The following is a 25081-nucleotide window of genomic DNA, read 5'->3' as shown; positions in this document are numbered from 1 at the left end:
ATCCGCTCTTATCCGTGTCTTTGCGATAGCGAATCCGTTTAATCAGCATACAAAATAAGTAATAACAAAAAATCCGCTCTTATCCGTGTCTTTGCGATAGCGAATCCGTTTAATCAGCGTACAAATTACATACAACCATGAACTTTACCTCCATACAAAACATAGATTCGCTCGAAAAATGGGTGAAACAAGCGATAAAAATCAAGCAAAATCCGCTTAAAAATAAAAAACTAGGAAACGACAAAACATTAGGAATGTTGTTTTTCAATTCGAGTTTGAGAACCCGTTTGAGTACCCAAAAAGCCGCCTTAAATTTGGGAATGAACGTGATGGTTATGAATTTTACCAGCGAAGGCTGGACGCTAGAATTCGAAGACGGCGCCATTATGAACCAAGGCGCATCGGAACACATTAAAGAAGCCGCCGAAGTGGTTTCGCAATACTGCGATATCATTGCCATCAGAGCTTTTGCAGGATTGCTAGACAAAGAAAAAGACAATGCCGAAACCGTGATGAGTGGTTTCATGAAATACGCCACAGTGCCTATCGTGAATATGGAAAGTGCTACGGGACATCCCTTGCAATCCCTTGCCGATGCGATCACCATGGAAGAAAACAAGACCAATCACCGTCCTAAAGTAGTGCTTTCGTGGGCGCCACATCCAAGAGCTTTGCCGCAAGCTGTTCCCAATTCCTTTGTGGAAATGATGCAATTGCAAACCGAAATGGATTTTGTAATCACACATCCCGAAGGTTATGAACTGAATCCAGAAATTACTAAAGATTCCATAATTGAGTACGATCAGGACAAAGCTTTCGCAAATGCCGATTTTATTTATGCCAAAAACTGGAGCAATTACAAAGAATACGGAAAAATTACCAATTCCGACCCCAATTGGACAATCACAGCCGATAAAATGAAATTGACGAACAATGCCAAATTTATGCACTGTTTGCCCGTTCGTAGAAACGTAATTGTAACCGATGAAGTCATCGATGGCGAAAATTCTATCGTCATGGAACAAGCTAATAATAGAACGTATTCGGCGCAATTAGTGTTGCAGAAAATATTGGAAAATGTCAAATAAGAAACCATTAGCCATCATAAAAATTGGAGGCAACATCATTGATAATCCAAAGGAATTGTCACAATTTCTAGTTGATTTTTCGAATATTGAAGGCAAAAAAATTCTCGTTCATGGAGGCGGAAAATCGGCTACCAAAATGGCGCAAAGTATTGGTTTGACTCCACAAATGATTGATGGACGACGCATTACGGATAAACCTATGCTCGACGTTGTTGTGATGATTTATGCGGGTGAGATTAATAAAAATATTGTGGCGCAATTACAAGCCAATAACACCAACGCCATGGGGTTTTCGGGTGCCGATGGGAATTTGATTCAATCCACCAAAAGAAACCATCCAACGATTGATTACGGTTTTGTGGGCGATGTACAAAAAGTGAATACACCATTGTTGGAAACTTTAATCAATAACGGAATTGTTCCTGTATTTTGTGCCATCACGCACGATAAAAACGGGCAATTATTGAACACCAATGCCGACACTATTGCGAGTGAATTGGCCATTGCCGCTTCAGAAGTTTTTGAGGTAACGTTGAATTATTGCTTCGAAAAAGCGGGTGTTTTAGCGGATGTTGAAGATGAAAATTCGGTAATTGAACAAATAAATTCAGCTCTTTATTCAAAATTAAAAGAAGAGGGTGCCATTCATTCTGGAATGATTCCTAAATTGGATAACTGTTTCAATAGTTTGTCTAAAGGCGTTCAGAAAATAAAAATTGGACATCATCGAATGTTGAAAGATGCTAATGCAATTTGTACAAGTATTGAATTATAATTAATTTGCCACAAAGGCACGAAGACTCAAAGAAAAAATTAAAAAAGAAATTAAAAAAACTTTGTGACTTTACGCCTTCGTGGCAAAAAAGTAAAAAATGAAAAACACAGCAACCCTAACCCAAGAAGCCATTGCGCTATTAAAATCGTTGATTGAAGCGCCTTCCTTTTCTAGCGAAGAAGAGCAAACAGCACTTTTAATCGAAAATTGGTTTACCCAGAATAATATTCCTTTCGAAAGAGAAAACAACAATATTTGGGCTTTCAATCAACATTTTGATACATCCAAACCGACACTTTTACTGAATTCACATCACGATACAGTGCGACCTAACCAAGGTTATACCAACGATCCGTTTGAAGCGATTGTAAAAGACGGAAAATTATTTGGATTGGGAAGTAATGATGCCGGTGGTTGTTTGGTATCGCTCATAGCCACATTCACGCATTTTTATGCCAATGAAAATTTACCTTACAACATTGTAATCGTAGCTTCGGCAGAAGAAGAAAGCAGTGGAAAAAATGGATTAAACAGCGTTTTAAAACATCTGCCTGAATTGGATTGTGCTATTGTTGGTGAACCTACATTAATGCAATTAGCAGTAGCCGAAAAAGGTTTATTAGTATTAGATGTTGTTGTAAAAGGAACCGCAAGCCACGCCGCGCACCACAATCACGACAATCCTATTTACAACGCAATGCCTGTGATTGAATGGTTTAAAACTTTTCAATTCGACAAAATATCGGAGGTTTTAGGTCCTGTAAAAATGACCGTAACCCAAGTTACCGCAGGAAAACAGCACAATGTTGTTCCTGCCGAATGCCATTTGGTTGTCGATATTCGGGTGAATGATTGTTACAACAATACCGAAATTTTAGAAACCGTAAGAGCCAATGTGAATGCCGAAGTAACGCCACGCTCCATGCACTTGAATGCGTCTTCCATTCCCGTTACACACGGATTAGTGCAAGCCGGAATCGCTTTGGGAAGAACGACCTATGGCTCGCCTACCCTTTCGGATCAATCGGTATTGTATTGTAAATCTTTGAAATTAGGGCCAGGAGAAAGCTTGCGGTCGCACTCGGCAGACGAATTTATATATGTAAACGAAATAGAAGAAGGAATCGATTTGTATATCAAAATACTAGGCGATTTTTTGAAACAATAATTATATCGTACGGACAGGTCGCGACCTGTCCCTACAAATAAAAAATAAACCTATGAAACTTTGGGAAAAAGGAATACCAACAGCTAAACAAATCGAACATTTCACCGTTGGAAACGACCGAGAATTAGACTTGGTTCTCGCCAAATACGATGCGTTAGGTTCTATCGCACACGCCAAAATGTTGGGACAAATTGGGCTTTTGACCGCCGAAGAAACAGATTCTTTGGTTCTGGCTTTGGAAGAAATTATTGAAGATGTTGCAAACGACAAATTCGAAATCGAAGACAGTTTTGAGGACGTACATTCCAAAATCGAGTATCTTTTAACTATAAAATTAGGCGATGCTGGGAAAAAAATCCACACGGCGCGTTCTCGTAACGATCAAGTTTTGGTAGATGTGAATTTGTATTTAAAAGATGTCGTAAAAGATTTCAAATCGCAAGTAAAAACCCTATTCGATTTGTTGATGGAATCGGCAGAGAAACACCAAAATGTATTGTTGCCAGGGTATACCCATTTGCAAATTGCAATGCCTTCTTCCTTTGGAATGTGGTTTTCTGCTTACGCTGAAACCTTGATTGACGATATTACCATGCTAAACGCCGCCCTGAAAATCGTAGATCAAAATCCATTGGGTTCCGCTGCAGGTTACGGGAGCTCCTTCCCTATCAACAGAACTTTTACCACTCACGAATTGGGTTTTGAAACCTTAAAATTCAATTCGGTTGCCGCGCAAATGAGCCGTGGAAAATCAGAAAAAACAGTAGCTTTCGCTATGAGTAGTGTTGCAGCTACTTTGGCAAAATTTTCAATGGACGTTTGTTTGTATATGAGTCAGAATTTTGATTTTATCACTTTGCCTGCTCATTTGACGACGGGTTCGAGCATTATGCCGCACAAGAAAAACCCAGATGTTTTTGAGTTGATTCGTGGAAAATGCAACAAAATCCAAGCCTTGCCTTATGAAATCACGCTAATTACCAACAACTTGCCAAGTGGCTATCACCGTGATTTACAATTGCTGAAAGAAGGATTGTTTCCTGCGATTCAAAACCTGAAAGCGTGTTTGGATATTGCCATTTTCTCTATCAAGGACATCAAAGTAAAAGACAATATTCTTGCTGATAAAAAATACGATTACCTCTTTACGGTGGATACATTGAACGAAATGGTAGTGGCTGGAATGCCGTTTAGAGATGCCTATAAAGCGGTTGCCGAACAACTTGAAAACGGTACTTTTCAATCGCCAAAAGCAACCCAACATACTCATGAGGGAAGTATTAACAACCTTTGTTTGGAGGAGATTAAGGATAAGATGAGCGATTCTTACTAATATCAATAAAATTTTAAAGCCACGAATTATATTAGTTTAATAAGTGAATTCGTGGCTATCTTTTTTGGAATAAATAAATTAATATCTTCCCATTGGAGCTCTCATCATATTTTGTTGCATCATCATATTTTGAAAAAACCAAGGATTAAAATTATAATAATGATTCTTATAGGATGAAGTATCAATGATTGAAAAATCAATTGGTAAAATAATTTCTTGTCTCACATTTACTCCATCCACTTTTCCAGGCTTCCAAATAATCTGATTTTTAAATTGAGATAAAAATTCATTGATAGCAACATCACAAAACATATCAACTCCTTTTACTAGTTCAACTTCGGAAACCAATCCACTTGGTTCGACTATAAGTTTCATTAAAGCATATCCGTGATTGTATTTTTGAACAGATTCTGTAGGATATTTTAATTTGTCATTTATTAATTTTTGCAAATCTTTAAAATCATCCGGTTTTGCATTTTTTTCGCAAAGTTGATAAACCTTATCCCCATTCACATCATTATAATAAACATTTTTAACCTGTTGGTCTTTAAATTCATAGGTGACATCTTTACCGGTAATTACATCGTTAAAAGTCTCTTTTCCCATACTTCCTTTACTACCAAAAATACTTACACCTTGATCATTGTTTACCTGGGTATACATAATTTTATCTTCCTCTAAATAAAAATACCGTCTATGAATTCCACCATTGATAAAATATTCTATCACATTTTTAGGCTTATTATTGATATAATTTATCTGTTTTCTTATCTTTCCATTTGGATAATAAAAAACAAAAACACCTTTTTTTTTATGGGGATAAAATGAGGTAAAATCTCCTTCATATATTTTTATATCATTCTTAAAAAAATAACTCAAATGAAAAATGGAATCCTGAACGGATTCTATTTTTGCATAATAAGCGCCTTCATCATGATTATCCGTTTCATCCCAAGAAGAATTATAGAAAATCTTTTGGTCGCGTCCATAAAGTTTTCTGTACTTAAAAATTTTTATCATTGAAGGAATGTCCTCTTCATCATATTTCCCATTTTCAATATCCGATTTAAGGATAGGATCACTTCCAAAAATATCGGCTGCAAGCTTTTTAAATTTACCTTTATTTGACTGAAAAGTCTCAAAATCTGATGCTTCAGATTGTTTAACAATATATTTAGCATAAGAACTTCGATTTGCAGCTTCTGCAATAAATTTATAAAATTGTTTTCCACCGATGTTTTCAATATTTTCTGCAAATTCACTTTTGCCTGAAAGTTTATCTCCAAAAACTCCAATAACAATAACATTTTTCACTACGGAAAAGGTGTCTATCCCAATTATATATCCTTTAGATTCACTAGCTCTAATGGATTTCTCAACATCTTTTTCATTTATTTTAAACTTCAATTCTCTATCACTTTGAGAATATTTTAACAATCCATTTACTTTCAATCCATTATTATCAAAATAATAGCCTTTGGTAAAATTCTCACTTGCTTGATAGCTTACATTAAGTGATGTTTTGGGTTCATATTCAAAATCATAGTAACCATTAATAATTTTCTTATTATAATCTACAAAACAACCTATTTCATAGTTAGGGATTAAATTCTGCCCGAATGAACTGCAACTAAAAGTAATTACTAAAAGATAAAAAAGTTTTTTCATATTAATGTTTTGTTTCGCTTATTGAAATTTCAAAAGTTTTTTAAATAATGAATCCAAATATAGCCAATTTATCGTATAAATCACAACTTAAACTTTCCCCTTCAATTCCCCAGCATCAATGTCACTATGCGAAACATCATAAACGGATTTTCCGTCCTTGATTAACAACAATTGTGGCGATTGATGAAAAACGTTAAAACGAGATGCAATTTCATTTGAAATATCACGGTATTCTAATAAATCTAGAAAATATACCGCAACCGCATCGTCCAAATCATATTCATTTTCAAATTGTTTCAACGCCATTCTACTCACGCTACAACGGTTGCTGTGCTTGAAAATTACCACTGATTTTTCATTCGATAAGGCTACAATAGCATCGAGTTGACCTAAATCTGTTAACGGAATCCAATTGATTTTACTTTCTACTTTCTTTGTTTCTTCTGAACTACCAAATAGGGAATTGAATATACTCATTTTGTCTTATTTTATGTCTTTTTGTCTTTATAACATGATGAAAATCATAGTAAATCGGTCATTTTGTCTTTATTTTTGAGTTGGAATAACAATTGCCAATTCTTTTGCAAAGTTAGGTATTAAACAGTAATAAACATAAAATCCTTTCATCATGAACATCAATAAATTTACAATCAAATCGCAGGAGGCCATTCAGCTTTCGCAGCAATTGGTGCAACGTTTGGGACAACAACAAATAGAAAACGAACACATTTTCAAAGCTATTTTTGAAGTCGATGAAAATGTAGCACCGTTTATTTTGAAAAAACTCAACGTCAATGTACCGTTGTTTCTTCAAATTCTAGACAGCACCATTCAGAACTTTCCAAAGGTTTCTGGGGGCGAAATTCAATTGTCTCGAACCGCCAACACCACACTCAACGAAGCCGAAATTATTGCCGAGAAAATTAACGATGAATTCGTTTCTATCGAACATTTACTTCTGGCTATTTTTGGTTCTAAAAGCAAGGTTGCCCAGATTTTAAAAGACCAAGGCGTAACCCAAAAAGGACTCAAAGCCGCTATCGAAGAATTACGCAAAGGCGAAAGAGTGACTTCTGCCTCTGCCGAAGAAAACTACAATTCTTTGAATAAATACGCCAAAAACCTCAACGAATTGGCTCGAAACGGAAAACTCGATCCCGTAATTGGTCGTGACGAGGAAATTCGTAGAGTTTTGCAAATATTGACCCGTAGAACCAAAAATAATCCCATGTTGGTCGGCGAACCCGGCGTGGGTAAAACTGCTATTGCCGAAGGATTGGCGCACCGAATTGTGGATGGCGACGTTCCCGAAAATCTAAAAAACAAAATCGTTTTTTCGCTCGATATGGGCGCTTTAATTGCTGGTGCCAAATACAAAGGAGAATTCGAAGAACGCTTGAAATCAGTCGTGAAAGAGGTTACGGCTGCCGAAGGAGACATCGTGCTTTTTATTGACGAAATCCACACGCTTGTTGGTGCAGGTGGTGGCGAAGGTGCGATGGATGCTGCTAATATCCTAAAACCTGCTTTGGCTCGTGGCGAATTGCGTGCTATTGGTGCTACAACTTTGGATGAATACCAAAAATATTTCGAAAAAGATAAGGCACTCGAACGTCGTTTCCAAAAAATAGTAATTGAGGAACCCGATACAGAAAGTGCGATTTCTATCCTTCGTGGAATCAAGGAAAAATACGAAACACACCATAAAGTTCAGATAAAAGACGATGCCATTATTGCGGCTGTCGAATTATCGCAACGCTATATTACCAATCGATTTTTACCGGACAAAGCCATTGATTTAATGGACGAAGCGGCTTCGAAAATTAGAATGGAAATCAATTCGAAACCAGAAGAACTCGATGTTTTGGATCGAAAAATTATGCAATTGGAAATCGAAATTGCCGCCATCAAAAGGGAGAAAGACGAAAGCAAACTCAAAGTTTTGGGAATGGATTTGGCCAATTTGAAAGACGAACGAAACGAAGTATTCTCCAAATGGAAATCCGAGAAAGATGTTGTCGATAATATCCAAGCTGTAAAAACTGAAATCGAAGACTTCAAATACGAAGCCGAACGTGCCGAACGCGAAGGCGATTACGGAAAAGTAGCCGAAATTCGTTACGGAAAAATAAAAGAAGCCCAAGAACGATTGGATGGGTTCCAAAAACAATTAGCCGAAGATCAAAAAGGTGGTACTTCCTTGATAAAAGAAGAAGTAACTCGTGAAGACATTGCCGAAGTCGTAGCCAAATGGACTGGAATTCCCGTGATGAAAATGTTACAGGGCGAAAGAGAAAAACTCTTGCATCTAGAAGAAGAATTGCACAAACGTGTTGTGGGTCAGGAAGAAGCCATCGAAGCCGTGAGCGATGCCGTTCGTAGAAGTCGTGCGGGATTGCAAGACATGAAAAAACCGGTGGGAACCTTCCTTTTCCTTGGAACGACAGGAGTTGGAAAAACCGAATTGGCAAAAGCCTTGGCAGAATATTTATTCGACGATGAAAACGCCATGACCCGAATCGATATGAGCGAATACCAGGAACGCCACAGCGTGAGCCGATTGGTGGGTGCGCCTCCAGGATATGTGGGTTATGACGAAGGCGGACAATTGACTGAAGCTGTGCGCAGAAAACCATATTCTGTTATTCTGTTGGACGAAATCGAAAAAGCGCATCCCGACACGTTCAATATCTTGTTGCAAGTCTTGGACGAAGGGCGTTTGACGGACAACAAAGGACGTTTGGCCGATTTCAAAAACACCATTATCATCATGACTTCGAATATGGGAAGCCAGATTATACAGGATAAATTCGAGAATTTAAAAGGAAGTGTCGAAGCCGCTACAGAACTCGCTAAAGTGGAAGTTTTAGGCTTGCTGAAACAAACCGTTCGTCCCGAATTCATCAATCGTATTGACGAAATCGTGATGTTTACGCCGCTGACCCATGCGAATATTGCCCAAATCGTAGGTTTGCAACTAAAAAGTGTCAAAAAAATGTTGGCTTTACAAGGCATCACTTTGGATGCCACGCCCGAAGCGATCGACTATCTTTCAGACAAAGGATATGATCCACAATTTGGTGCTCGACCAGTAAAACGTGTGATTCAAAGAGACGTTCTTAATGAATTGTCCAAGGAAATTCTCTCTGGAAAAATAACTACCGACAGCATTGTTTTAATTGATGCCTTTGATGGGAAATTGGTGTTTAGGAATCAGAGTGAGGTGGTGCAATAATCGAAGTTTTTCAGTTCGAGTGTTCTGTTAAAAATACGATAGTTTTTTTTAAAATAAAATGTGTAGAGAATAATTTTAAATTATATAACAGCTCCAGTCGGAAGATTGGTGCTGTTATTATTCAAACGAATTTAGTATTTCGTTTATTTGAATCTTAAAGATGGGAATCGTTTCAAAAATAGTTTCCCAAACAAAGTTGTTGTCTACTGAAAAATATTCGTGAACAATAAAATTGCGCATGGATTTAGCGCCACGCCAATCAACATTAGGAAATTTTTGTTTGATTTCTTCATCAATTTGCGAAATAGCTTCGCCAATTACAATGAAGTTTTTAAGAACCGCATCTTGTTTGAGCCAATCACCTAGAAACTCTTCCCTAGTAGTCGTGCTTGCTACCAACTCTAATTTGTCAATGGCTTCAAGGATATGGCAGCAATAAATTTTATGTTTTTCAGTTTTCATAAAAATAGCGTACTTCGTTCAGTACTTTCTCCTTGATAAATTTATTCAAGCCATTTTCAGATATTAAATCTACTTTCTTATGCAGTTTTTCTTCTAACTCAAAATGAATTTTAGACAACGTAAATAACCCAATAGGCTGATACAAGGAAAAAAGAATGTCAATATCGCTGTCGTTGCTTGCTTCGTTTCTAGCCACAGAACCAAACAACCCAATCCTTTTGGGATGATACGGCTTTAAAGTCTCTATAATGATATGCAATTGGCTTTTTGATAACATACTACAAATATAAATAAAATAAGTTTGGAAATTAAGAAGATGGAGGGTTACCGAGTAAATAGTCCTTTTTAAGTACTCTGACAGGGGTATCAAGAAACACCAGTCGAGAGATTGGTGTTATTTATTATTAAAAACAAAAAAATCTAAATCATTGCACAATTATTTCTTCTTTATCGCTAAAGTTCAAAATTTCAATCTTTTTAATTCCTTTAAACCTAAAATGCCTTTCTTTCCCTTCTCTCTTAAAACATTTAGCTTTGATATATTTATTTTTTTTTGAATCTGAATCTTTTTCATCATCTAAACGAAGGTCAAGAAATTCACACTTTGAAATTGTCCTAATGGATGGAATTCCTTTTTTAGACTTGTATTTTATTCTGAAAATCTTATCACTCTTCTTTGGTTTTTCAATTTCTTCTTTAAGAAATTGTTTTATTGTTTTTGCAGTAACTAAACTACCATAAAAAGGAGCGTATTCTTTTGAATAAAAAGCTATTGATTCAAACATTTCAATTTTAAAATCTGTTAGCTTTATTAATTCTTTCTTATTAGTCAAGAAATCAAAATATTCAAGCTCATAATAACAATGGTTAAAATTGATTTTTGATGGTTGACCAATAGTATTTCCATTATTATAATCACTTAAACTAGGATTGTTAAATTTAAAATAACTCTTCAGTTTTATGAAATTTTGAATTCCTTTAATTAATTCTATATCAGGATCTTTTACAAAATTTAAAGATTCTGGAGCGAAAAAATCTTCTGAAAAAGTATTAGTCAAAGGATTAAACCATTTGCATTTAAGTAATATTTTAGAAAATACCCTTTTCGTTTCTCCTGTTTTTTTATCAAAATTTGACTCTTTTGATTCATCAAGTTTTTTTAAACCAATAATAATCATTACTGGTGGCAAAAAACTCAAATAAGAAGTTATTTTATTACTATTTTTATTTGAATATGTATCGTAACTAAAACTTGATTTTTTCTTTCCTAATTCGATTTCCCAAGATTTAAGAATGACATTTTTATTAATCAATTCATTTATGTCACTTTCCTTTTTTAGGATAATCGAATTCTCTATAGACGAATTTTGATTTTTTTCAAGAACATTTTCATCATCAATCTTTTTAATTTGATTTATCAAAAACCAATTACTTTCATACTTATGTGTCTTGTTTGAATAAAAAACACATTTTACCATACTCGAATTAGTTCCCTTAATAGCCGTCTTTTCATCAAAATCAAATTTTGTTTTATAATCATTTAGTACTTCTATAACTACCATTAATGGCGGTGTCATAGTGGCATCAGCAGTAATAAGTATTTTACTATTTAAAGAATAATAAGGATGATTATTTAATGTAACTATTTCTCCTAATGTAAAACTTTCCATAACCTATATTTTTTTAGTAAATATAGTTAAAAATACTTACATTTGGCAGCTTTGTGATATAAGCGGATTTTTACATTTGGACAGGACTATAAATTTCTAAAGTATTAATTACTTTACGAAATCACTAAATGAAATTTATTCATTTAGGTAATGAATTTATTAATTCAGCCGCCTTTAAGAGCGATTGGATAAGATTCATCAAAGTTACTAATATTTCCATTGAAAGCAATACCGTTGCTGATATGTTCATCATTTGTTTACTATTTATAAGTTTTACAATGACTCATTAATTGGGTACTAGTCTGGCTCGAAAGAGAAGTATGTAAAAGACAAATCATTATTGCTAGAGCAAATTATCACAAGGCATTTTTTATTATGAATTCTACAAATAAAGAAAAACAAATTCCAAATTGGATAAAAGCAAAAGGATATTTGCATCTTACTCCTAATATTAATGTTATTGGTCGTTGGCGTGAAATTAAATCAAAAATTGAAAACCCAAACTTCATTGAAAAATATGCTTTTTACCCTCTTATTCATTCTACAATAAAAGAAAGAAAATACAAAAAAATTGATGCCAAAAAATTTGAAATAAAAAATGACAAAATTCGTGCTCATAAATTAAAAAGTTTAAAAACTGGAAAAACTGAAAGTGCTGCAAAAAACAGACCTCTACATTACGCCTCACATTTTGACGCTTTAATTTACGCTTATTACGCTTCTTTACTTCAAACAAAATATGAAGAGAAACTAGACTCTCACGTAGGTCTTTCTGAATGTGTCACAGCATATAGAAAGCTAAAAATAAATCCAAACTTACCCGATAATGCAAAAGGAAATGGAAAAAGTACAATTCATTTTGCAAAAGAAATTTTTGACACAATTTCTATTCGATCTCAAAATGAAAATATAGCTGTTTTAGCATTTGATATTAAAAGTTTCTTTTCTTCTTTAAATCATAAACGACTAAAACATATTTGGGAAGAAATCCTAAATGTGAAAACATTACCTAAACACCATTTGAATGTATTTAAGGCGAGTACGGAATTTAGTTATGTCCTATTAGATGATTTAAGAATTTATCAAAAAACAAAAGGTAAAAAAGCTGGGTTTGACGAAAAAAAGCTGTCCAATATAAGAAAAACAAAAGGTTTTAAATGTTTTTTTGAATCCAACCAAGATTTCAGAAATCATATTAAGTCTGGAAAGCTAAAAATCCATAAATTTCCATTTAGGAATAAAAAAACAAAACAAATAATGGGCATTCCTCAAGGATTACCTATTAGTGCTATTCTAGCAAATATGTATCTCTATCATTTCGATTTGAATATACTCGAAAACTTGGTAAAAAATAAAGGTTGTTACTATCGTAGGTATTCGGATGATATTATTGTAGTCTGCAAAGTCGAACAAATTAATGAGATAAAAGAATTTGTAGAATTACAAATGGAAGAAAACATAGTTGAAATCAGTAATGATAAAACAGAAATTTTCATTTTTAAAAATATTGAATTTAATAAAGACAAGGAAACAAGATTAACTTCTATAAAAATAAATATTGACGGAACTCAAACTTTAGATAGCCCTTTAACATATTTAGGTTTTGAATTCAGGGGATATAATACATTAATAAAATCTACTAATATCGCCAAGTTTTATAGAAGGATGAAAAGCATAATACGTAGAAGAGCTAGAAGAACTATTTTAGGAATTGAAAAAGACCCTTACCAACATAAAGCAATCTTTATCAATCAAATTAAAAAACTATTTCAAACCATCCCAAAGAAAAAAGATAGTGAAAATGAAAACATACAATTAATTCGTTCAAGAAAAATATTAGTACCAAATATTAAAGGCGAATTTAATTTTAAGGAAGATAAAGGAAGTGTAAAAAAACAAAGCAATTATTTTTCTTACCTGAAAAGAGTATCAAAAATTATGAATGAAGATAAGATTGAAAAGCAATTAAGAAAATCAAAACATATTTTATATAGTTCTATCAATAAATTTTTAAACAAATAAACAGATAATAAACTTGCAAACCAGCTGTGCGAAGTCTCCTGACTTCGTACCAATAATTATATGCCGCTACAACTTTAGCAACTTCTTTTCCCCTCTGGTGCTCGTATGCGACGAGTACCAAGATGCGGATATTCCTTTCAATCGGGATGCGTTCTTTGATTTTGAAAGTGAGTCCGACGATGACGATGAGGATTAATTTTTTTCTATTTTTTTGATTCTACCACGAATGGAGTGGGTTTCTAAAAATCATCAAAAAAGTTGCCATGAATTTCCACAAAAAATATGGTTTTTAATTACACAAATCCAATTAGAATCATTAAAATTTGTTTAGTTCAATTCTAAAAATGAAGAATTTGTGTTAATTCGTGTAATTGCTTCGCACATACGCTATCAATCGGGTCGTGGCGAAAATTTTCACCCATGCAATTCGTGGTAGACTCCCTTTTTATTCTTTACTACAAAACAATAGCGCAATCCCCTATCCTACTCCCAAACTCGCTACTTAATTCCTGTTCGCCAAAATTTTTAAAAAAAATTAAATTAAGTACTAAAATTAAGTATTAATACGTATATTTGCGTAATAATACTTAATTAAAGAGCTAATGATTAATGTAATAGTAGTCGGAAACGGCATGGTTGGTTATAAATTCTGCGAAAAATTCATCGCAAAATCAGGACAAGAACACTATCAAATTACCGTTTTTGGCGAAGAGCCAAGGCGTGCCTATGACCGCGTTCACTTGAGTGAGTACTTCGGCGGTAAAAGTGCCGATGACTTATCCATGTCTACTTTATCATGGTATCAAGACAATAATATTATACTCAATACGTCTGAATTAGTTTTAAAAATAGATAAAGAACACAAAACCGTAACTACACACCTTGATAAATCCTATCCGTATGATTATCTCGTGTTAGCAACAGGATCTTCTGCGTTTGTGCCTCCTATAAAAGGTGCTGATAAAGCAGGTGTTTTTGTGTACCGAACCATCGAGGATCTGGATGCGATTATGGCCTACGCCAAAAAAATAAAAAAGAATGGTGCTACCCAAGCTGCCGTACTTGGTGGTGGTTTACTAGGTCTTGAAGCTGCAAAAGCGGTGTACGATTTAGGATTAAACCCTCACGTAGTAGAATTTGCTACCCGCTTGATGCCAAGACAACTGGACAAAGGTGCGAGCGATATGTTACAAGCAAAAATTGAGGAGCTCAATATAGGCATTCACCTTAATAAAGCGACTCAATATATTGATGGAGAAGACCGCATTACGGGAATGATGTTTGCAGAAGAGGAATTGTTAAAAGTAGATATGTTGGTTATTTCTGCTGGGATAAAACCTCGAGACGAACTAGGGAGAGTTTCCGGACTTGAAGTAGGCGAACGAGGCGGAATTGTAGTAAACAATCAGATGCAAACATCAGATCCTCATATTTATGCTATTGGTGAGGTAGCCTTATACAACAGCATGATTTACGGTCTTGTAGCCCCAGGTTACGAAATGGCCGATGTGGCTGCCGAGCAAATCTTGAATGGGAATAAAACCATGAGAGACACCATAGATATGTCGACACAATTGAAATTAATTGGGGTTGAAGTAGCGAGTTTTGGGGATCCTTTTATCGAAAATCATTCGGTTACCGCTATCGTTTACGAAAATAAATTCAACGGGATTTACAAACGAATCAACGTTACCAAAGACGGAAAAACACTCCTTGGCGGAATCCTTGTAGGAGATTCTAGCGATTATAATTCGTTATTTCAAATTTACAGCAACGCTTTACCATTGCCTAAAAATCCAGAAGACTTAATTCTAGGTTCTCGTGGTGGCGAATCTACTGCTCTTGGAGCCAATGATTTACCAGATTCGGCGGTGATTTGTTCGTGTGAGAATGTGACCAAAGGTGCTATTTGTTGTTCGATTACCGAGGGAACTTGCGCCACTTTTGGCGACGTTGTCAAACATACCAGAGCAACAACAGGTTGTGGTGGCTGTAAACCAATGGTGGTTGATATTGTAAAAGCAACTCAAAAATCATTAGGCAAAGAAGTGAAAGATGTGATTTGTGAACATTTTGCTTACAACCGACAAGAATTATATGACATTGTAAAAATAAATAAATATACAAGCTACAATCAAGTTTTAGGAATCGTAGGAAAAGGCGATGGTTGTGAGGTTTGTAAGCCACTTTTATCTTCTATATTTTCTAGTATTTATAACGATACGGCTAACAAACACGTTACCGCTCAAGATTCTAACGATCGATTTCTAGCCAATATTCAGCGAAACGGAACGTATTCTGTAGTGCCTAGAATTGCTGGTGGCGAAATCACTGCCGAGAAATTAATCGTCATTGGCGAAGTAGCCAAAAAATACAATTTATATACTAAAATTACTGGCGGACAACGTATCGATTTATTTGGTGCACACTTAAATGATTTGCCTGCGATTTGGAAATTATTAATCGATGCTGGTTTTGAAAGCGGTCACGCCTACGGAAAATCATTGCGTACCGTAAAAAGTTGCGTAGGAAATGCGTGGTGTCGCTACGGAATGGACGAAAGTGCTGGTTTTGCTATCGAATTAGAAAATCGGTACAAAGGATTGCGATCGCCTCATAAAATAAAAGGCGGTGTTTCGGCCTGTATTCGGGAATGTGCCGAAGCTAGAGGAAAAGATTTTGGATTAATCGCTGTAGAAGGCGGTTGGAATTTATACATATGTGGGAATGGTGGTGCGAATCCAAAACATGCCATTTTACTCGCAGAACAAATAGACCGTGCGACTTGTATCAAATACCTAGACCGTTTCTTGATGTATTACATACGTACTGCTGGCCCACTCGTACGTACTTCTACCTGGTTAGAAAAACTAGAAGGTGGTATGGATTACCTGAAAGAAGTAGTTATCGAGGACAGTTTAGGAATCGTTGACGCGCTAGAAGTAGAAATGCAAGGATTGGTAGACACCTTTGAATGTGAGTGGAAACAAGCCATCGAAAGTCCAGAAATGATGCAACGTTTTAGTCATTTTACCAATTCTGACGAGACGGATGACAACATCGAATTTGTAGCATTACGAGATCAAAAAATGCCTAAATCTTGGTAAAAACAAGATTTTGGCAAAAATAAATTACTGTAAAAACAAACTTTTTTCAATACGTTTCCGTTAACTCTGACTCTTTTCTTTTCATTCTTTCGCATAGAATAGTATAAAGGAGTTTGGAGTGGAAACAAAAAATACAAAGCATGGAAGATATATTAAATCAATACGGAACGGTACATTTGAACGATGTAAAAGTTTGGTTCAAAGCAGGAACAACAGCAGACTTCCCCAGTAATGGCGGCGGTTGCATCAAATACAAAAACAAGCAAATTGCCGTTATAAAATTTGATCGTAGAAACGAATGGTATGCCTGCCAAAACTTATGTCCCCATAAAATGGAAATGGTTTTATCTCGCGGTATGATTGGTTCTATGGAAGATATTCCTAAAATTGCTTGCCCGTTGCACAAAAAAACATTTTCATTAGTTGACGGATCAAACCTTAATGGCGATGATTTAAAAATAGCGACTTATCCTGTAAAAATAGAAGGTAACGAAGTATTTGTTGGGTTTTTAGATTAATTCTAAAGTTTAAAATATACAACTAAAAATCCTCGTAAAAACTAATTGTATTCGTTTTTACGAGGATTTTTGGTTTTATTCTTTTCTAAATTGCAACGGACTACAGCCGATATGCTTTTTGAAAAAGTTGTTAAAATGAGTCGTTTCGGTAAAGCCCAAACCAAATGCAATTTCGGCAACAGCCCACGAACTGTGTTTGAGGATAGGGCATTCGCTTTTAAAAGTTTTCGCCACAAATTACACTAATAAACACCAATTACAATTCGTTTTCAATTACACGAATTCTTAAAATAGATAAAATTCGGGCAATTCAATTTTAAATTTCGAAAAAATTAGTGCTAATTTGTGAAATTGCTTCGCCTATTCGCTATCGATCGGGTCGTGGCTAACTTTTTTTCTTTTTTAAAAGCGAATGCCCTGCATATATTAACATTTGTACCTTTTGGACTAATTATGTACCTTTGAAAATATACTTTTTCAAATGACAACATCCGCTTTTCAAAATGCCTGTACTTGGATTGATGCCGAAAATGCTCAAGATCCCAATCAAGAAATTTACCAATCTATATCCTATCCAAAAGAATTATTATATTCTAATAGAATGTATGCCAGGCTAATGGATTTTTATCCCGAAGCGTCTCAAGAAGTGCAAATTGCTGCCAAAGCACAACACATTTGCAGGTGGAAAAGCAGCCGTGAATCCTATCCTATGGATCGTGTAGGCTATTTAAAATGGCGAGAAGACCTCAAGAAATTTCATGCCAAAACTACCGCTACCATTCTTGAAAAAGCGGGTTATGACGCCACTTTTATTGCCCGAGTTTCCTTTTTAATAGAAAAAAAATTACTCAAAAAAGATGCCGAAACACAACTCCTTGAAGATGTGATTTGCTTGGTGTTTTTAGAATTTTATCTGGAGGATTTTGTACAAAAACACGATGCCGAAAAACTCAAAAATATCATCCTAAAAACATGGCATAAAATGTCGGAAAATGGACATCAAGCTGCCTTAAAAATCAATTTTAGCGCATCGAATTTGGCATTGATAAAAGAAGCACTTAGTTTATAATTGCCTTTGGTTATGAAAAAAATCTTAAAAGAATCGATTGATACGTCCAATTTCAAAAAGTTAAGACGAATGTACCTTTTCGCCTTATTGACCATTGCGGTAACGGTGCTTTTGAGTCAGCTTTTAATCCAGCATAACCTTACTAGTCAGTTAAGTGACTCCAGATTAATCAATTTTTCGGGGAGACAACGTATGTTGAGTCAAAAATTAACTAAAGAGATTTTGATCCTCAATTTCATTACCAATCCCGAGCAAAAAAAGGTTCAAATCGATAGGATTAATGAGATAATTTCATTCTGGAAATTCAATCATTATGCTCTTGAAAACGGGAATGACAGCCTTGGTTTTCCTAAAATAAAAAGCCCGACAATCAAGACATTATTTGCTAATATCAATCCCAATTTTAACCAAATAATTACGGCTACCACACTTTTTTTAAAAAATAATACCAACACTAATAATCCAAAAGAAAACCAAAAACTCATTGCAATTGTACTGGCAAACGAAAGTATTTTTTTGTCCAAAATGAATCAAATCGTAAGCCAATACGACCAAGAAGCATTAGAAAAAGTGACGCTTCAAAGCAAGACCGAATATGCTATTTTAGCTTTTACCTTACTGGTTTTATTACTCGAATTTTTCTTTATTTTTAAACCTACCGATAAAAAAATTGAAACCTTAATTACCAAGCTTTTGTATTCGGAAAAAAAGGCTTTGAAACTGGCTTATGACACTGAAATCATTAGCGAAATCAAAGAAAACTCCGTCAAAGAGTTGAAATCGCTCAATTATGCCATGGAGAATACCCTACTCTATTCTAGGATTGCTCCCAATGGTTCTATCATTCATATTGGTGAAAAATTTTCTAAATTACTAAATTACAATTCGTTCATTTCCGTCAAAACATTTGCACAAGCACTCACTCCCATCGAAAAAGAGCAAGTGATTATTGACACTATTATTGCCGAAAAACAAAGAAGTGGCTGGCAAGGCGAACTCAATATTACCAGTAGAAACGGACAATCATTATGGCTAGATTTGTCTATGGTTCCCGTTACGATCAAGAAAGACGAATCGGAATTGTTGATTATCTGTTTTGATATTACCGAACGAAAAAATGCCAAACAAGAAGTCGAGCGGTTGAACAACGAAAACATTACCGATAAAATCAATCAGCAAAAAATCATTTCAAGTAAGATTGTCGAAAACCAAGAAAACGAACAAAACAGAATTGCTAGAGAAATTCACGACGGAATTGGGCAAATGCTCACAGGACTCAAGTTTAGCCTAGAAAGCATTAATCTGGACGACAAAGAAAAAGCAAGTCAAAAAATTGAATACCTGAAAAAACTGTCGCTAGATATTATAAAAGGAGTTCGCACGGCAACTTTCAATTTGATGCCACCAGAATTGAGCGATCACGGTATAAATTCGGCTTTGGCCAAACTTACGCTTGAATTATCCAAACTCACCGGAAAAAACATTTTGTTTTACAACAAAACCAATTTCGACAAACGACTGGATTCCTTAACCGAAATAAATATTTATCGATTAACGCAAGAAGCCATTAACAACGCCATAAAATACGCCGAATCAACGCATATAATCGTACAACTCTCCCACAGCAGCAATCTTTTGAGCATTATTATTGACGATAATGGCAAAGGATTTGACATGATTGCTGCCGAGAAAAAGAGAAATAGCGAATCCGGAATGGGACTTTTATTCATGAAAGAACGCATGGAATACATTAACGGACGCGTTTTTATCAACTCGATTATAGACGAAGGAACCCGCATTACCTTTAATATTCCTATCTAAAAAGTGACAATGCCAAAATCAATTTCAAAATCAATGGCAATGACAAAAATCAATTTCAATGGCAAAAGTCAATGGCAATAGTAGATTTTAATAAAAACAAAATTGTATTTTTAAATTGAAATTGAACTTGATTTTTGCCATTGAAATTGAACTTGACTTTTGCAATTGAAATACGTATATTAGCGGTTTGTAATAGCATATACTACGTAAAAATTTAGATTCCAAAATTAAGTAATTATGAGTGATATAATTCGAGTTGTACTGGCCGATGACCATGTTTTTGTAAGAGATGGTATCAAATCATTGCTAGAAAACGAAGCCAATATAATCGTTGTAGGCGAAGCAATTGATGGTCTCGATGCGCTGAAAGTCGTTGAGAATTGCAAACCTGATTTGTTGATTGTTGACATTAGAATGCCCCACCTTACGGGAATCGAAGTGGTTGAAAAATTACGTAGTCAGAACAATACCGTAAAAATAGTTGTGTTGTCCATGCACGAATCCGAGGAATATGTTTTGAAATCCATTAAAGCCGGTGCCGATGGCTATTTGCTCAAAGGATCCAGTAAAGATGAATTTTTGAAAGCCTTGCATACAGTTGCCAATGGCGGAAAGTATTTTAGTGGCGATATTTCCTCTATTTTGATAGGACAATTAACAAATCCGTCCTTAAATACAGAAACGAAACCCGTTTTAGACGAAGAAATGATGATTACCAAACGAGAAAAAGAAATCCTAAAATTGCTTTTATCTGGAAAAGGAAATAAGGAAATTGCCGAGGCATTAGACATCAGCAAACGAACTGCGGAGGTACACCGTTTTAATTTAATGAAAAAACTAAAAGTCAAAAACCTAATGGAGCTTTCTAATAAAGCTACTGAATATGCGCTTCTATAGCACTAGACATCCATTAATCAAATGACAACTACGTATATTTTTATAAAATTAAGTATAAATACGTAATTATTTTATCTAAACTGCGAAAACGCAGGTTTTCAAAAGACTTTAGTACTTAATTTTGTAAAAAAATATAAGTATTATGTCACAATCAAACTCTTTATCCCAATCCCATAGGATTTTATTTTTAAACACACTTGCGTTTACCGTATGTTTTGCTTGTTGGACTTTAAATGGTGTATTAGTCACTTTTTTGGTCGATAATGGCATTTTCAAATGGAGCGTTGTTCAAGTAGGATGGCTTTTAGGAATTCCCATTCTTACTGGTTCCATCATGCGGTTACCCATTGGTATTTTGACCGATAAATTTGGAGGGAAATACGTTTTTTCTATCCTATTACTACTTTGTTCTATTCCTTTATTTTTACTACCATTAGCGGATAGCTTTACCATGTTTGCCATTTTGAGCTTCTTTTTTGGAATGGTGGGAACTAGTTTTGCAGTAGGAATTGGATTTACATCCATTTGGTATCCCAAAGAATGGCAAGGTAGAGCCTTGGGGATTTTCGGAATGGGAAATGCGGGTGCAGCCATTACAACCTTCCTTGCCCCTTCCTTATTGAATCACTTTTCGATTGAAGATCCACAAAACGGATGGAAATTATTGCCTTTACTTTATGGTGCAGCTTTAGTAATCATTGGTATTATCTTCTTGATTTTTGCCAAAAACAAAAAAATAGAAAACCAAACCAAAACCGTTTCACAAATGCTTGGCTCTTTAAAAAGCGTTCGTGTTTGGCGATTTGGAGCCTACTACTTTTTAGTATTTGGTTGCTTTGTAGCGTATTCGCAATGGTTGTTGCCTAACTTTATGAATGTCTACCAAACGAGTTTGGTTATGGGAGGTTTGTTTGCCACCATGTTCAGTTTGCCTTCAGGTGTTATTCGTGCCTTTGGTGGCTTTTTATCTGATAAATATGGCGCTAGAAAAGTAATGTACTGGGTATTAAGCTCTTCTGTTATTTTGAGTTCGTTATTAATGATTCCAAAAATGGATATTACAACAGCTGGTCCTGGGGTTATGGCTGGTAAAAAAGGTATAATTACTTCTGTATCAGATACGAATGTGAAAATTGGCGATAAAGATTTTGCTATCAATCAAAAGGTAGAAAAACCAATTGAAAGTACTATTTTTCCAACCAAAAATTCTTGGCAAGAAGTCATTGTAAAAGAAAACCAAGAAGTGAAGAAAAAAGAATTAGTAGCCAAAGGAATTACGGCTATTCATTTTGATGCCAATATGTGGGTGTACCTAATTTTGGTTATTCTAATCGGTATTTCTTGGGGAATTGGCAAAGCAGCCGTTTACAAACACATTCCAGAATATTTCCCAACCGAAGTAGGTGTTGTGGGCGGAATGGTAGGAATGATAGGTGGTTTAGGTGGTTTCTTTGGGCCAATTATCTTTGGATATTTATTAACTGCAACTGGTATTTGGTCCAGTTCTTGGATATTTGTGTTGCTCTTTTCGGCTATTTGTTTAATTTGGATGCACCGTACAGTAACCAAAATAATGAACGAAAAACAACCTGATTTATCCAAAGTAATGGAGCGAAAATCATCTAAATAAACAACATAATGCCTACTCTAAAAAGCTTTTGAATCGTTTCAAAAGCTTTTTTTTGTTCCAAATACTATCGAAAAACTATTGGGTATTGCGGCTACTCGTTATAAAAATTCTTATTTTTGCAGTCTAAAATTTTGCCTTATGTCAAAGAAGAAATACAAAATAGCGGTTATTCAATTGAATCTGAATGACATTGCCGAAAACAACCTCAAAAAATGTTTGTCTTGGGTTCGTGATGCCGCCAATCAAGGTGCCGAAGTGATTTCGTTACCCGAATTATACAGCAGTCACTATTTTTGTCAAAGCGAGGATGTAGATAATTTTGCTTTAGCAGAACCTTTGTACAGCACTTCGTTTATTGCTTTTAGTGCTTTGGCAAAAGAGTTAGGCGTGGTAATTATCGTTCCTTTTTTCGAAAAAAGAATGGCAGGAATTTACCACAACAGCGCTTACATCATCGACACTGATGGTTCCGAAGCGGGATTGTATCGCAAAATGCACATTCCTGACGATCCTCATTTTTACGAAAAATTCTATTTCACTCCTGGTGATTTAGGTTTCAAAGCGTTTCCGACTCAAAAAGGAAAAATTGGAACACTTATTTGTTGGGATCAATGGTATCCCGAAGCCGCACGATTAACGGCTTTGCAAGGTGCTGATGTCTTGTTTTACCCAACAGCTATTGGTTGGCATCCATTGGAAAAAGAGCAATATGGCGAAAACCAACATGGTGCTTGGATGAATGTAATGAAAGGGCACGCTGTGGCCAATGGCGTGTATGTAGCCGCCGCTAACCGCATTGGTTTAGAACAATACTTACCTGATACCGCTGGAATTCAGTTTTGGGGTTCCTCGTTTATTGCTGGCCCACAAGGCGAAATTTTGGCACAAGCCTCCCACGATAAAGAAGAAATCCTGATTGCCGAAGTCGATTTGGATTTACAAGAAAATGTGCGTCAGAATTGGCCATTTTTTAGAGATAGACGCATTGACGCTTTTGGGGATATTACGAAAAGAGCGATTGATTAAATGTAAAGATTTACAGGTATTTTATTCAAAAAAAAGGACTAAAACGATGGCGTTTAGTCCTTTTTTTGTTGGGAATTATCAAAGTTCGAAATCAGCTAGTAGTACTTTAACCTGCAATTTTTATGTTGCTATTCAAAATTTCTACATTAAAATTTACTTTTGCTTTCAATGCACTAAAAACTCTTAATATTGTTTCAACAGTGACGTTAGTGGTATTATTCTCTAATTTTGAGATTTGCGCTCTTTGAACACCAATTAATTTTCCTAGTTCTTCTTGCGTCATATTTCTTTCCAAACGAACTTTTTTTATTAAATCACCCAGAATTTCCATTTGAAGTTCTTGTTCATAAAGCGTTCTTTTTACAGTTCCAACTTCGCCAATAAATTCGTCTTTTATTGCATCAAAAGAGAACATTTCTAATTCATTTTCTTTATTTTTCATTGCTCTTATTTTTAAGTTCAAAGTATCTTAATCGTATATTTTCAGCTTTTTCTATTTCCTTTTCAGGAGTTTTTCCGGTTTTCTTTATTATTCCGTGAGTTGCTAAAACTAAAGTTGCTATTTTATCTGTTTTGTCCCAAAAAGCAAAAATTCTAAACTGCGTTTTATTATATAATGTTCTGAACTCCCAAATTTCACCTTTCAGTTTTTTGAATAACTCATTATCATTTTTAATTTTCGATTTGTCTATATTGAAAATGATCTTGTCTCGACTTTTTTCGTCTAATTCAAGAAGAAATTCCCTTGCTTCGGTCAAAAACAATACTTTAAATTTATCCACTCTGTTTTTTTTGTTTCCATACAAAGATACACAAGTGTTTCGAGTAAAAATGTTTTTTCGTTTTTTAAAGAAAATGTTTTTTGGAATTTTTGAAATACTTTAAAAGAAGGACTAAAACGATGGTGTTTTAGTCCTTTTTTGTTGGGTTTTGATTTAACAATTAAATTGTTTTTTTTGTAAATAACTTATTTTTTTGACGTAGAAATTATAATTGCTCCATAAATTTCGTCTTTTCCATAAATAACAGGACTGCTGTTTTTATTCAAAATAGTAACATCCGTTATTTCCTCTTTCTTTATAGGCAAAATTATCGTATTTAGTGTTTTATCGTATTCAAAAGGGACACCATCTATTGCGATTAATGGTGAATTTGCAATTTGCTCACTTTGAAACGCAGTTTTGATTTTATCAACCAAATAATACACCGAATCATCTTCATTCTCTAACAAAAATATTTTTGATTTTGTAGTTGTAATTATCAGCACCCCAGCCTCTCCATAACTTCCATAAATAGCAATTCCTACGGTCTTTTTTAATAATTCAATTTTTTCAATAGCGAATTTTGACAATGGTAATTTTTGATTTTCTAAATCTTGATACCGATAAGGCTTTCCATCCACCACAACAACAGGCTCATTTGTGATTGACCCACTTTCTGTCATTTTTGAAAGAAAATCTGAAAGAAATAATTTTTCTTTCCCTTTATCAAGAAGCTCATATCGGTTCTGTGAATATGTCGAAAATGATAAAAAAATGATAAATCCAAGAATAATTTTTTTCATATAATTTGTTTAATGGTTTAATACAAAA

Annotated in this window: 22 protein-coding genes; 13 read left to right on the top strand and 9 right to left on the bottom strand. The window is 34.8% G+C overall.

Annotated features, from left to right (window positions below; translation table 11 throughout):
• The first annotated feature begins 137 nt into the window (after positions 1 to 137).
• The 4 genes from FNW21_RS11375 (at position 138) to argH (ending at position 4364) form a co-directional block, all read left to right on the top strand.
• A complete protein-coding gene (locus tag FNW21_RS11375) occupies positions 138 to 1088 on the top strand; it encodes an N-acetylornithine carbamoyltransferase (RefSeq protein WP_144256868.1) in 951 nt (316 codons plus the stop codon).
• Positions 1078 to 1863, top strand: coding sequence for an acetylglutamate kinase (argB, locus tag FNW21_RS11370; RefSeq protein ID WP_144256867.1), 786 nt, complete (start codon positions 1078 to 1080; stop codon positions 1861 to 1863). The genes FNW21_RS11375 and argB overlap by 11 nt, the downstream gene beginning before the upstream one ends.
• A 97-nt stretch (positions 1864 to 1960) precedes the next feature.
• Entirely contained in the window at positions 1961 to 3031 is a 1071-nt protein-coding gene (locus tag FNW21_RS11365; protein WP_144256866.1) for a M20 family metallo-hydrolase, read from the top strand.
• A gap of 52 nt (positions 3032 to 3083) precedes the next feature.
• Positions 3084 to 4364: an argininosuccinate lyase gene (gene argH, locus FNW21_RS11360; protein WP_144256865.1), complete on the top strand. Its 1281-nt coding sequence runs from the start codon at positions 3084 to 3086 to the stop codon at positions 4362 to 4364.
• Positions 4365 to 4442: 78 nt separating this feature from the next.
• On the opposite strand, the gene FNW21_RS11355 is transcribed toward argH, so the two are convergent.
• Entirely contained in the window at positions 4443 to 6032 is a 1590-nt protein-coding gene (locus FNW21_RS11355; RefSeq protein ID WP_144256864.1) for an energy transducer TonB, read from the bottom strand.
• Positions 6033 to 6119: 87 nt separating this feature from the next.
• Entirely contained in the window at positions 6120 to 6509 is a 390-nt protein-coding gene (gene ytxJ, locus FNW21_RS11350) for a bacillithiol system redox-active protein YtxJ (protein ID WP_144256863.1), read from the bottom strand.
• A gap of 151 nt (positions 6510 to 6660) precedes the next feature.
• Between ytxJ and clpB the strand changes: the two genes are divergently transcribed.
• Positions 6661 to 9267, top strand: coding sequence for an ATP-dependent chaperone ClpB (gene clpB, locus FNW21_RS11345; protein WP_144256862.1), 2607 nt, complete (start codon positions 6661 to 6663; stop codon positions 9265 to 9267).
• A gap of 117 nt (positions 9268 to 9384) precedes the next feature.
• Here the strand turns inward: clpB and FNW21_RS11340 are convergent, their stop codons facing one another.
• The 3 genes from FNW21_RS11340 to FNW21_RS11330 all read right to left on the bottom strand — a co-directional run bounded on the left by FNW21_RS11340 (position 9385) and on the right by FNW21_RS11330 (position 11399).
• Positions 9385 to 9729, bottom strand: coding sequence for a HepT-like ribonuclease domain-containing protein (locus tag FNW21_RS11340; protein ID WP_144256861.1), 345 nt, complete (start codon positions 9727 to 9729; stop codon positions 9385 to 9387).
• Positions 9719 to 10006, bottom strand: coding sequence for a nucleotidyltransferase family protein (locus FNW21_RS11335; RefSeq protein WP_144256860.1), 288 nt, complete (start codon positions 10004 to 10006; stop codon positions 9719 to 9721). Before FNW21_RS11335 ends, FNW21_RS11340 begins: the two co-directional genes overlap by 11 nt.
• Before the next feature lie 148 nt (positions 10007 to 10154).
• Complete coding sequence (locus tag FNW21_RS11330) at positions 10155 to 11399, bottom strand: hypothetical protein (RefSeq protein ID WP_144256859.1); 1245 nt, start codon at positions 11397 to 11399, stop codon at positions 10155 to 10157.
• A gap of 375 nt (positions 11400 to 11774) precedes the next feature.
• Between FNW21_RS11330 and FNW21_RS11325 the strand changes: the two genes are divergently transcribed.
• From FNW21_RS11325 to nirD, 3 genes are all read left to right on the top strand, one after another.
• The gene (locus tag FNW21_RS11325) at positions 11775 to 13421 is read left to right on the top strand and encodes a reverse transcriptase domain-containing protein (RefSeq protein ID WP_144256858.1); all 1647 of its coding nucleotides are present in this window, start codon (positions 11775 to 11777) and stop codon (positions 13419 to 13421) included.
• Between the two features lie 602 nt (positions 13422 to 14023).
• Positions 14024 to 16528, top strand: coding sequence for a nitrite reductase large subunit NirB (nirB, locus tag FNW21_RS11320; protein WP_144256857.1), 2505 nt, complete (start codon positions 14024 to 14026; stop codon positions 16526 to 16528).
• 140 nt (positions 16529 to 16668) lie between these two features.
• Entirely contained in the window at positions 16669 to 17046 is a 378-nt protein-coding gene (nirD, locus tag FNW21_RS11315) for a nitrite reductase small subunit NirD (protein WP_144256856.1), read from the top strand.
• A gap of 75 nt (positions 17047 to 17121) precedes the next feature.
• Here nirD and FNW21_RS11310 read toward each other — a convergent pair whose 3' ends face one another.
• Positions 17122 to 17280, bottom strand: coding sequence for a helix-turn-helix domain-containing protein (locus FNW21_RS11310; protein WP_144256855.1), 159 nt, complete (start codon positions 17278 to 17280; stop codon positions 17122 to 17124).
• Between the two features lie 247 nt (positions 17281 to 17527).
• Between FNW21_RS11310 and FNW21_RS11305 the strand changes: the two genes are divergently transcribed.
• The 5 genes from FNW21_RS11305 to FNW21_RS11285 all read left to right on the top strand — a co-directional run bounded on the left by FNW21_RS11305 (position 17528) and on the right by FNW21_RS11285 (position 23489).
• Positions 17528 to 18115: a DUF4202 domain-containing protein gene (locus FNW21_RS11305; protein ID WP_144256854.1), complete on the top strand. Its 588-nt coding sequence runs from the start codon at positions 17528 to 17530 to the stop codon at positions 18113 to 18115.
• A 12-nt stretch (positions 18116 to 18127) separates the two neighbouring features.
• Positions 18128 to 19936: a sensor histidine kinase gene (locus FNW21_RS11300; RefSeq protein ID WP_144256853.1), complete on the top strand. Its 1809-nt coding sequence runs from the start codon at positions 18128 to 18130 to the stop codon at positions 19934 to 19936.
• 237 nt (positions 19937 to 20173) lie between these two features.
• Positions 20174 to 20833: a response regulator gene (locus FNW21_RS11295; RefSeq protein WP_144256852.1), complete on the top strand. Its 660-nt coding sequence runs from the start codon at positions 20174 to 20176 to the stop codon at positions 20831 to 20833.
• Positions 20834 to 20975: 142 nt separating this feature from the next.
• A complete protein-coding gene (locus FNW21_RS11290) occupies positions 20976 to 22463 on the top strand; it encodes an MFS transporter (RefSeq protein ID WP_144256851.1) in 1488 nt (495 codons plus the stop codon).
• Positions 22464 to 22601: 138 nt separating this feature from the next.
• On the top strand, positions 22602 to 23489 hold the full coding sequence (locus FNW21_RS11285; protein ID WP_144256850.1) for a carbon-nitrogen hydrolase: 888 nt from the start codon (positions 22602 to 22604) through the stop codon (positions 23487 to 23489).
• 106 nt (positions 23490 to 23595) lie between these two features.
• Here FNW21_RS11285 and FNW21_RS11280 read toward each other — a convergent pair whose 3' ends face one another.
• From FNW21_RS11280 to FNW21_RS11270, 3 genes are all read right to left on the bottom strand, one after another.
• Positions 23596 to 23931 (bottom strand): helix-turn-helix domain-containing protein, encoded by a 336-nt coding sequence (locus FNW21_RS11280; RefSeq protein WP_144256849.1) that lies wholly within the window; start codon positions 23929 to 23931, stop codon positions 23596 to 23598.
• Positions 23921 to 24271 (bottom strand): type II toxin-antitoxin system RelE/ParE family toxin, encoded by a 351-nt coding sequence (locus tag FNW21_RS11275; protein WP_144256848.1) that lies wholly within the window; start codon positions 24269 to 24271, stop codon positions 23921 to 23923. The genes FNW21_RS11280 and FNW21_RS11275 overlap by 11 nt, the downstream gene beginning before the upstream one ends.
• Positions 24272 to 24456: 185 nt before the next feature.
• Positions 24457 to 25053, bottom strand: a complete 597-nt coding sequence (locus tag FNW21_RS11270; RefSeq protein WP_144256847.1) for a SusC/RagA family TonB-linked outer membrane protein — start codon at positions 25051 to 25053, stop codon at positions 24457 to 24459.
• Between the last annotated feature and the right edge of the window lie 28 nt (positions 25054 to 25081).

The sequence above is a fragment of the Flavobacterium restrictum genome (assembly GCF_007097245.1).
GTDB lineage: Bacteria > Bacteroidota > Bacteroidia > Flavobacteriales > Flavobacteriaceae > Flavobacterium > Flavobacterium restrictum.
Note: the sequence above shows the minus strand (reverse complement) of the source record. Positions and strands in the feature narration are given on the sequence as shown.

Bases quoted from the DNA above. Each gene is read 5' to 3' on its own strand.
- FNW21_RS11325 (WP_144256858.1), top strand. From the start codon at position 11,775: ATGAATTCTACAAATAAAGAAAAACAAATTCCAAATTGGATAAAAGCA.
- FNW21_RS11295 (WP_144256852.1), top strand. From the start codon at position 20,174: ATGAGTGATATAATTCGAGTTGTACTGGCCGATGACCATGTTTTTGTA.
- FNW21_RS11375 (WP_144256868.1), top strand. From the start codon at position 138: ATGAACTTTACCTCCATACAAAACATAGATTCGCTCGAAAAATGGGTG.
- clpB (WP_144256862.1), top strand. From the start codon at position 6,661: ATGAACATCAATAAATTTACAATCAAATCGCAGGAGGCCATTCAGCTT.
- FNW21_RS11285 (WP_144256850.1), top strand. From the start codon at position 22,602: ATGTCAAAGAAGAAATACAAAATAGCGGTTATTCAATTGAATCTGAAT.
- argB (WP_144256867.1), top strand. From the start codon at position 1,078: ATGTCAAATAAGAAACCATTAGCCATCATAAAAATTGGAGGCAACATC.
- FNW21_RS11330 (WP_144256859.1), bottom strand. From the start codon at position 11,399: ATGGAAAGTTTTACATTAGGAGAAATAGTTACATTAAATAATCATCCT.
- FNW21_RS11300 (WP_144256853.1), top strand. From the start codon at position 18,128: ATGAAAAAAATCTTAAAAGAATCGATTGATACGTCCAATTTCAAAAAG.
- FNW21_RS11280 (WP_144256849.1), bottom strand. From the start codon at position 23,931: ATGAAAAATAAAGAAAATGAATTAGAAATGTTCTCTTTTGATGCAATA.
- nirD (WP_144256856.1), top strand. From the start codon at position 16,669: ATGGAAGATATATTAAATCAATACGGAACGGTACATTTGAACGATGTA.
- FNW21_RS11340 (WP_144256861.1), bottom strand. From the start codon at position 9,729: ATGAAAACTGAAAAACATAAAATTTATTGCTGCCATATCCTTGAAGCC.
- argH (WP_144256865.1), top strand. From the start codon at position 3,084: ATGAAACTTTGGGAAAAAGGAATACCAACAGCTAAACAAATCGAACAT.
- FNW21_RS11335 (WP_144256860.1), bottom strand. From the start codon at position 10,006: ATGTTATCAAAAAGCCAATTGCATATCATTATAGAGACTTTAAAGCCG.
- nirB (WP_144256857.1), top strand. From the start codon at position 14,024: ATGATTAATGTAATAGTAGTCGGAAACGGCATGGTTGGTTATAAATTC.
- FNW21_RS11365 (WP_144256866.1), top strand. From the start codon at position 1,961: ATGAAAAACACAGCAACCCTAACCCAAGAAGCCATTGCGCTATTAAAA.
- FNW21_RS11270 (WP_144256847.1), bottom strand. From the start codon at position 25,053: ATGAAAAAAATTATTCTTGGATTTATCATTTTTTTATCATTTTCGACA.
- ytxJ (WP_144256863.1), bottom strand. From the start codon at position 6,509: ATGAGTATATTCAATTCCCTATTTGGTAGTTCAGAAGAAACAAAGAAA.
- FNW21_RS11290 (WP_144256851.1), top strand. From the start codon at position 20,976: ATGTCACAATCAAACTCTTTATCCCAATCCCATAGGATTTTATTTTTA.
- FNW21_RS11305 (WP_144256854.1), top strand. From the start codon at position 17,528: ATGACAACATCCGCTTTTCAAAATGCCTGTACTTGGATTGATGCCGAA.
- FNW21_RS11355 (WP_144256864.1), bottom strand. From the start codon at position 6,032: ATGAAAAAACTTTTTTATCTTTTAGTAATTACTTTTAGTTGCAGTTCA.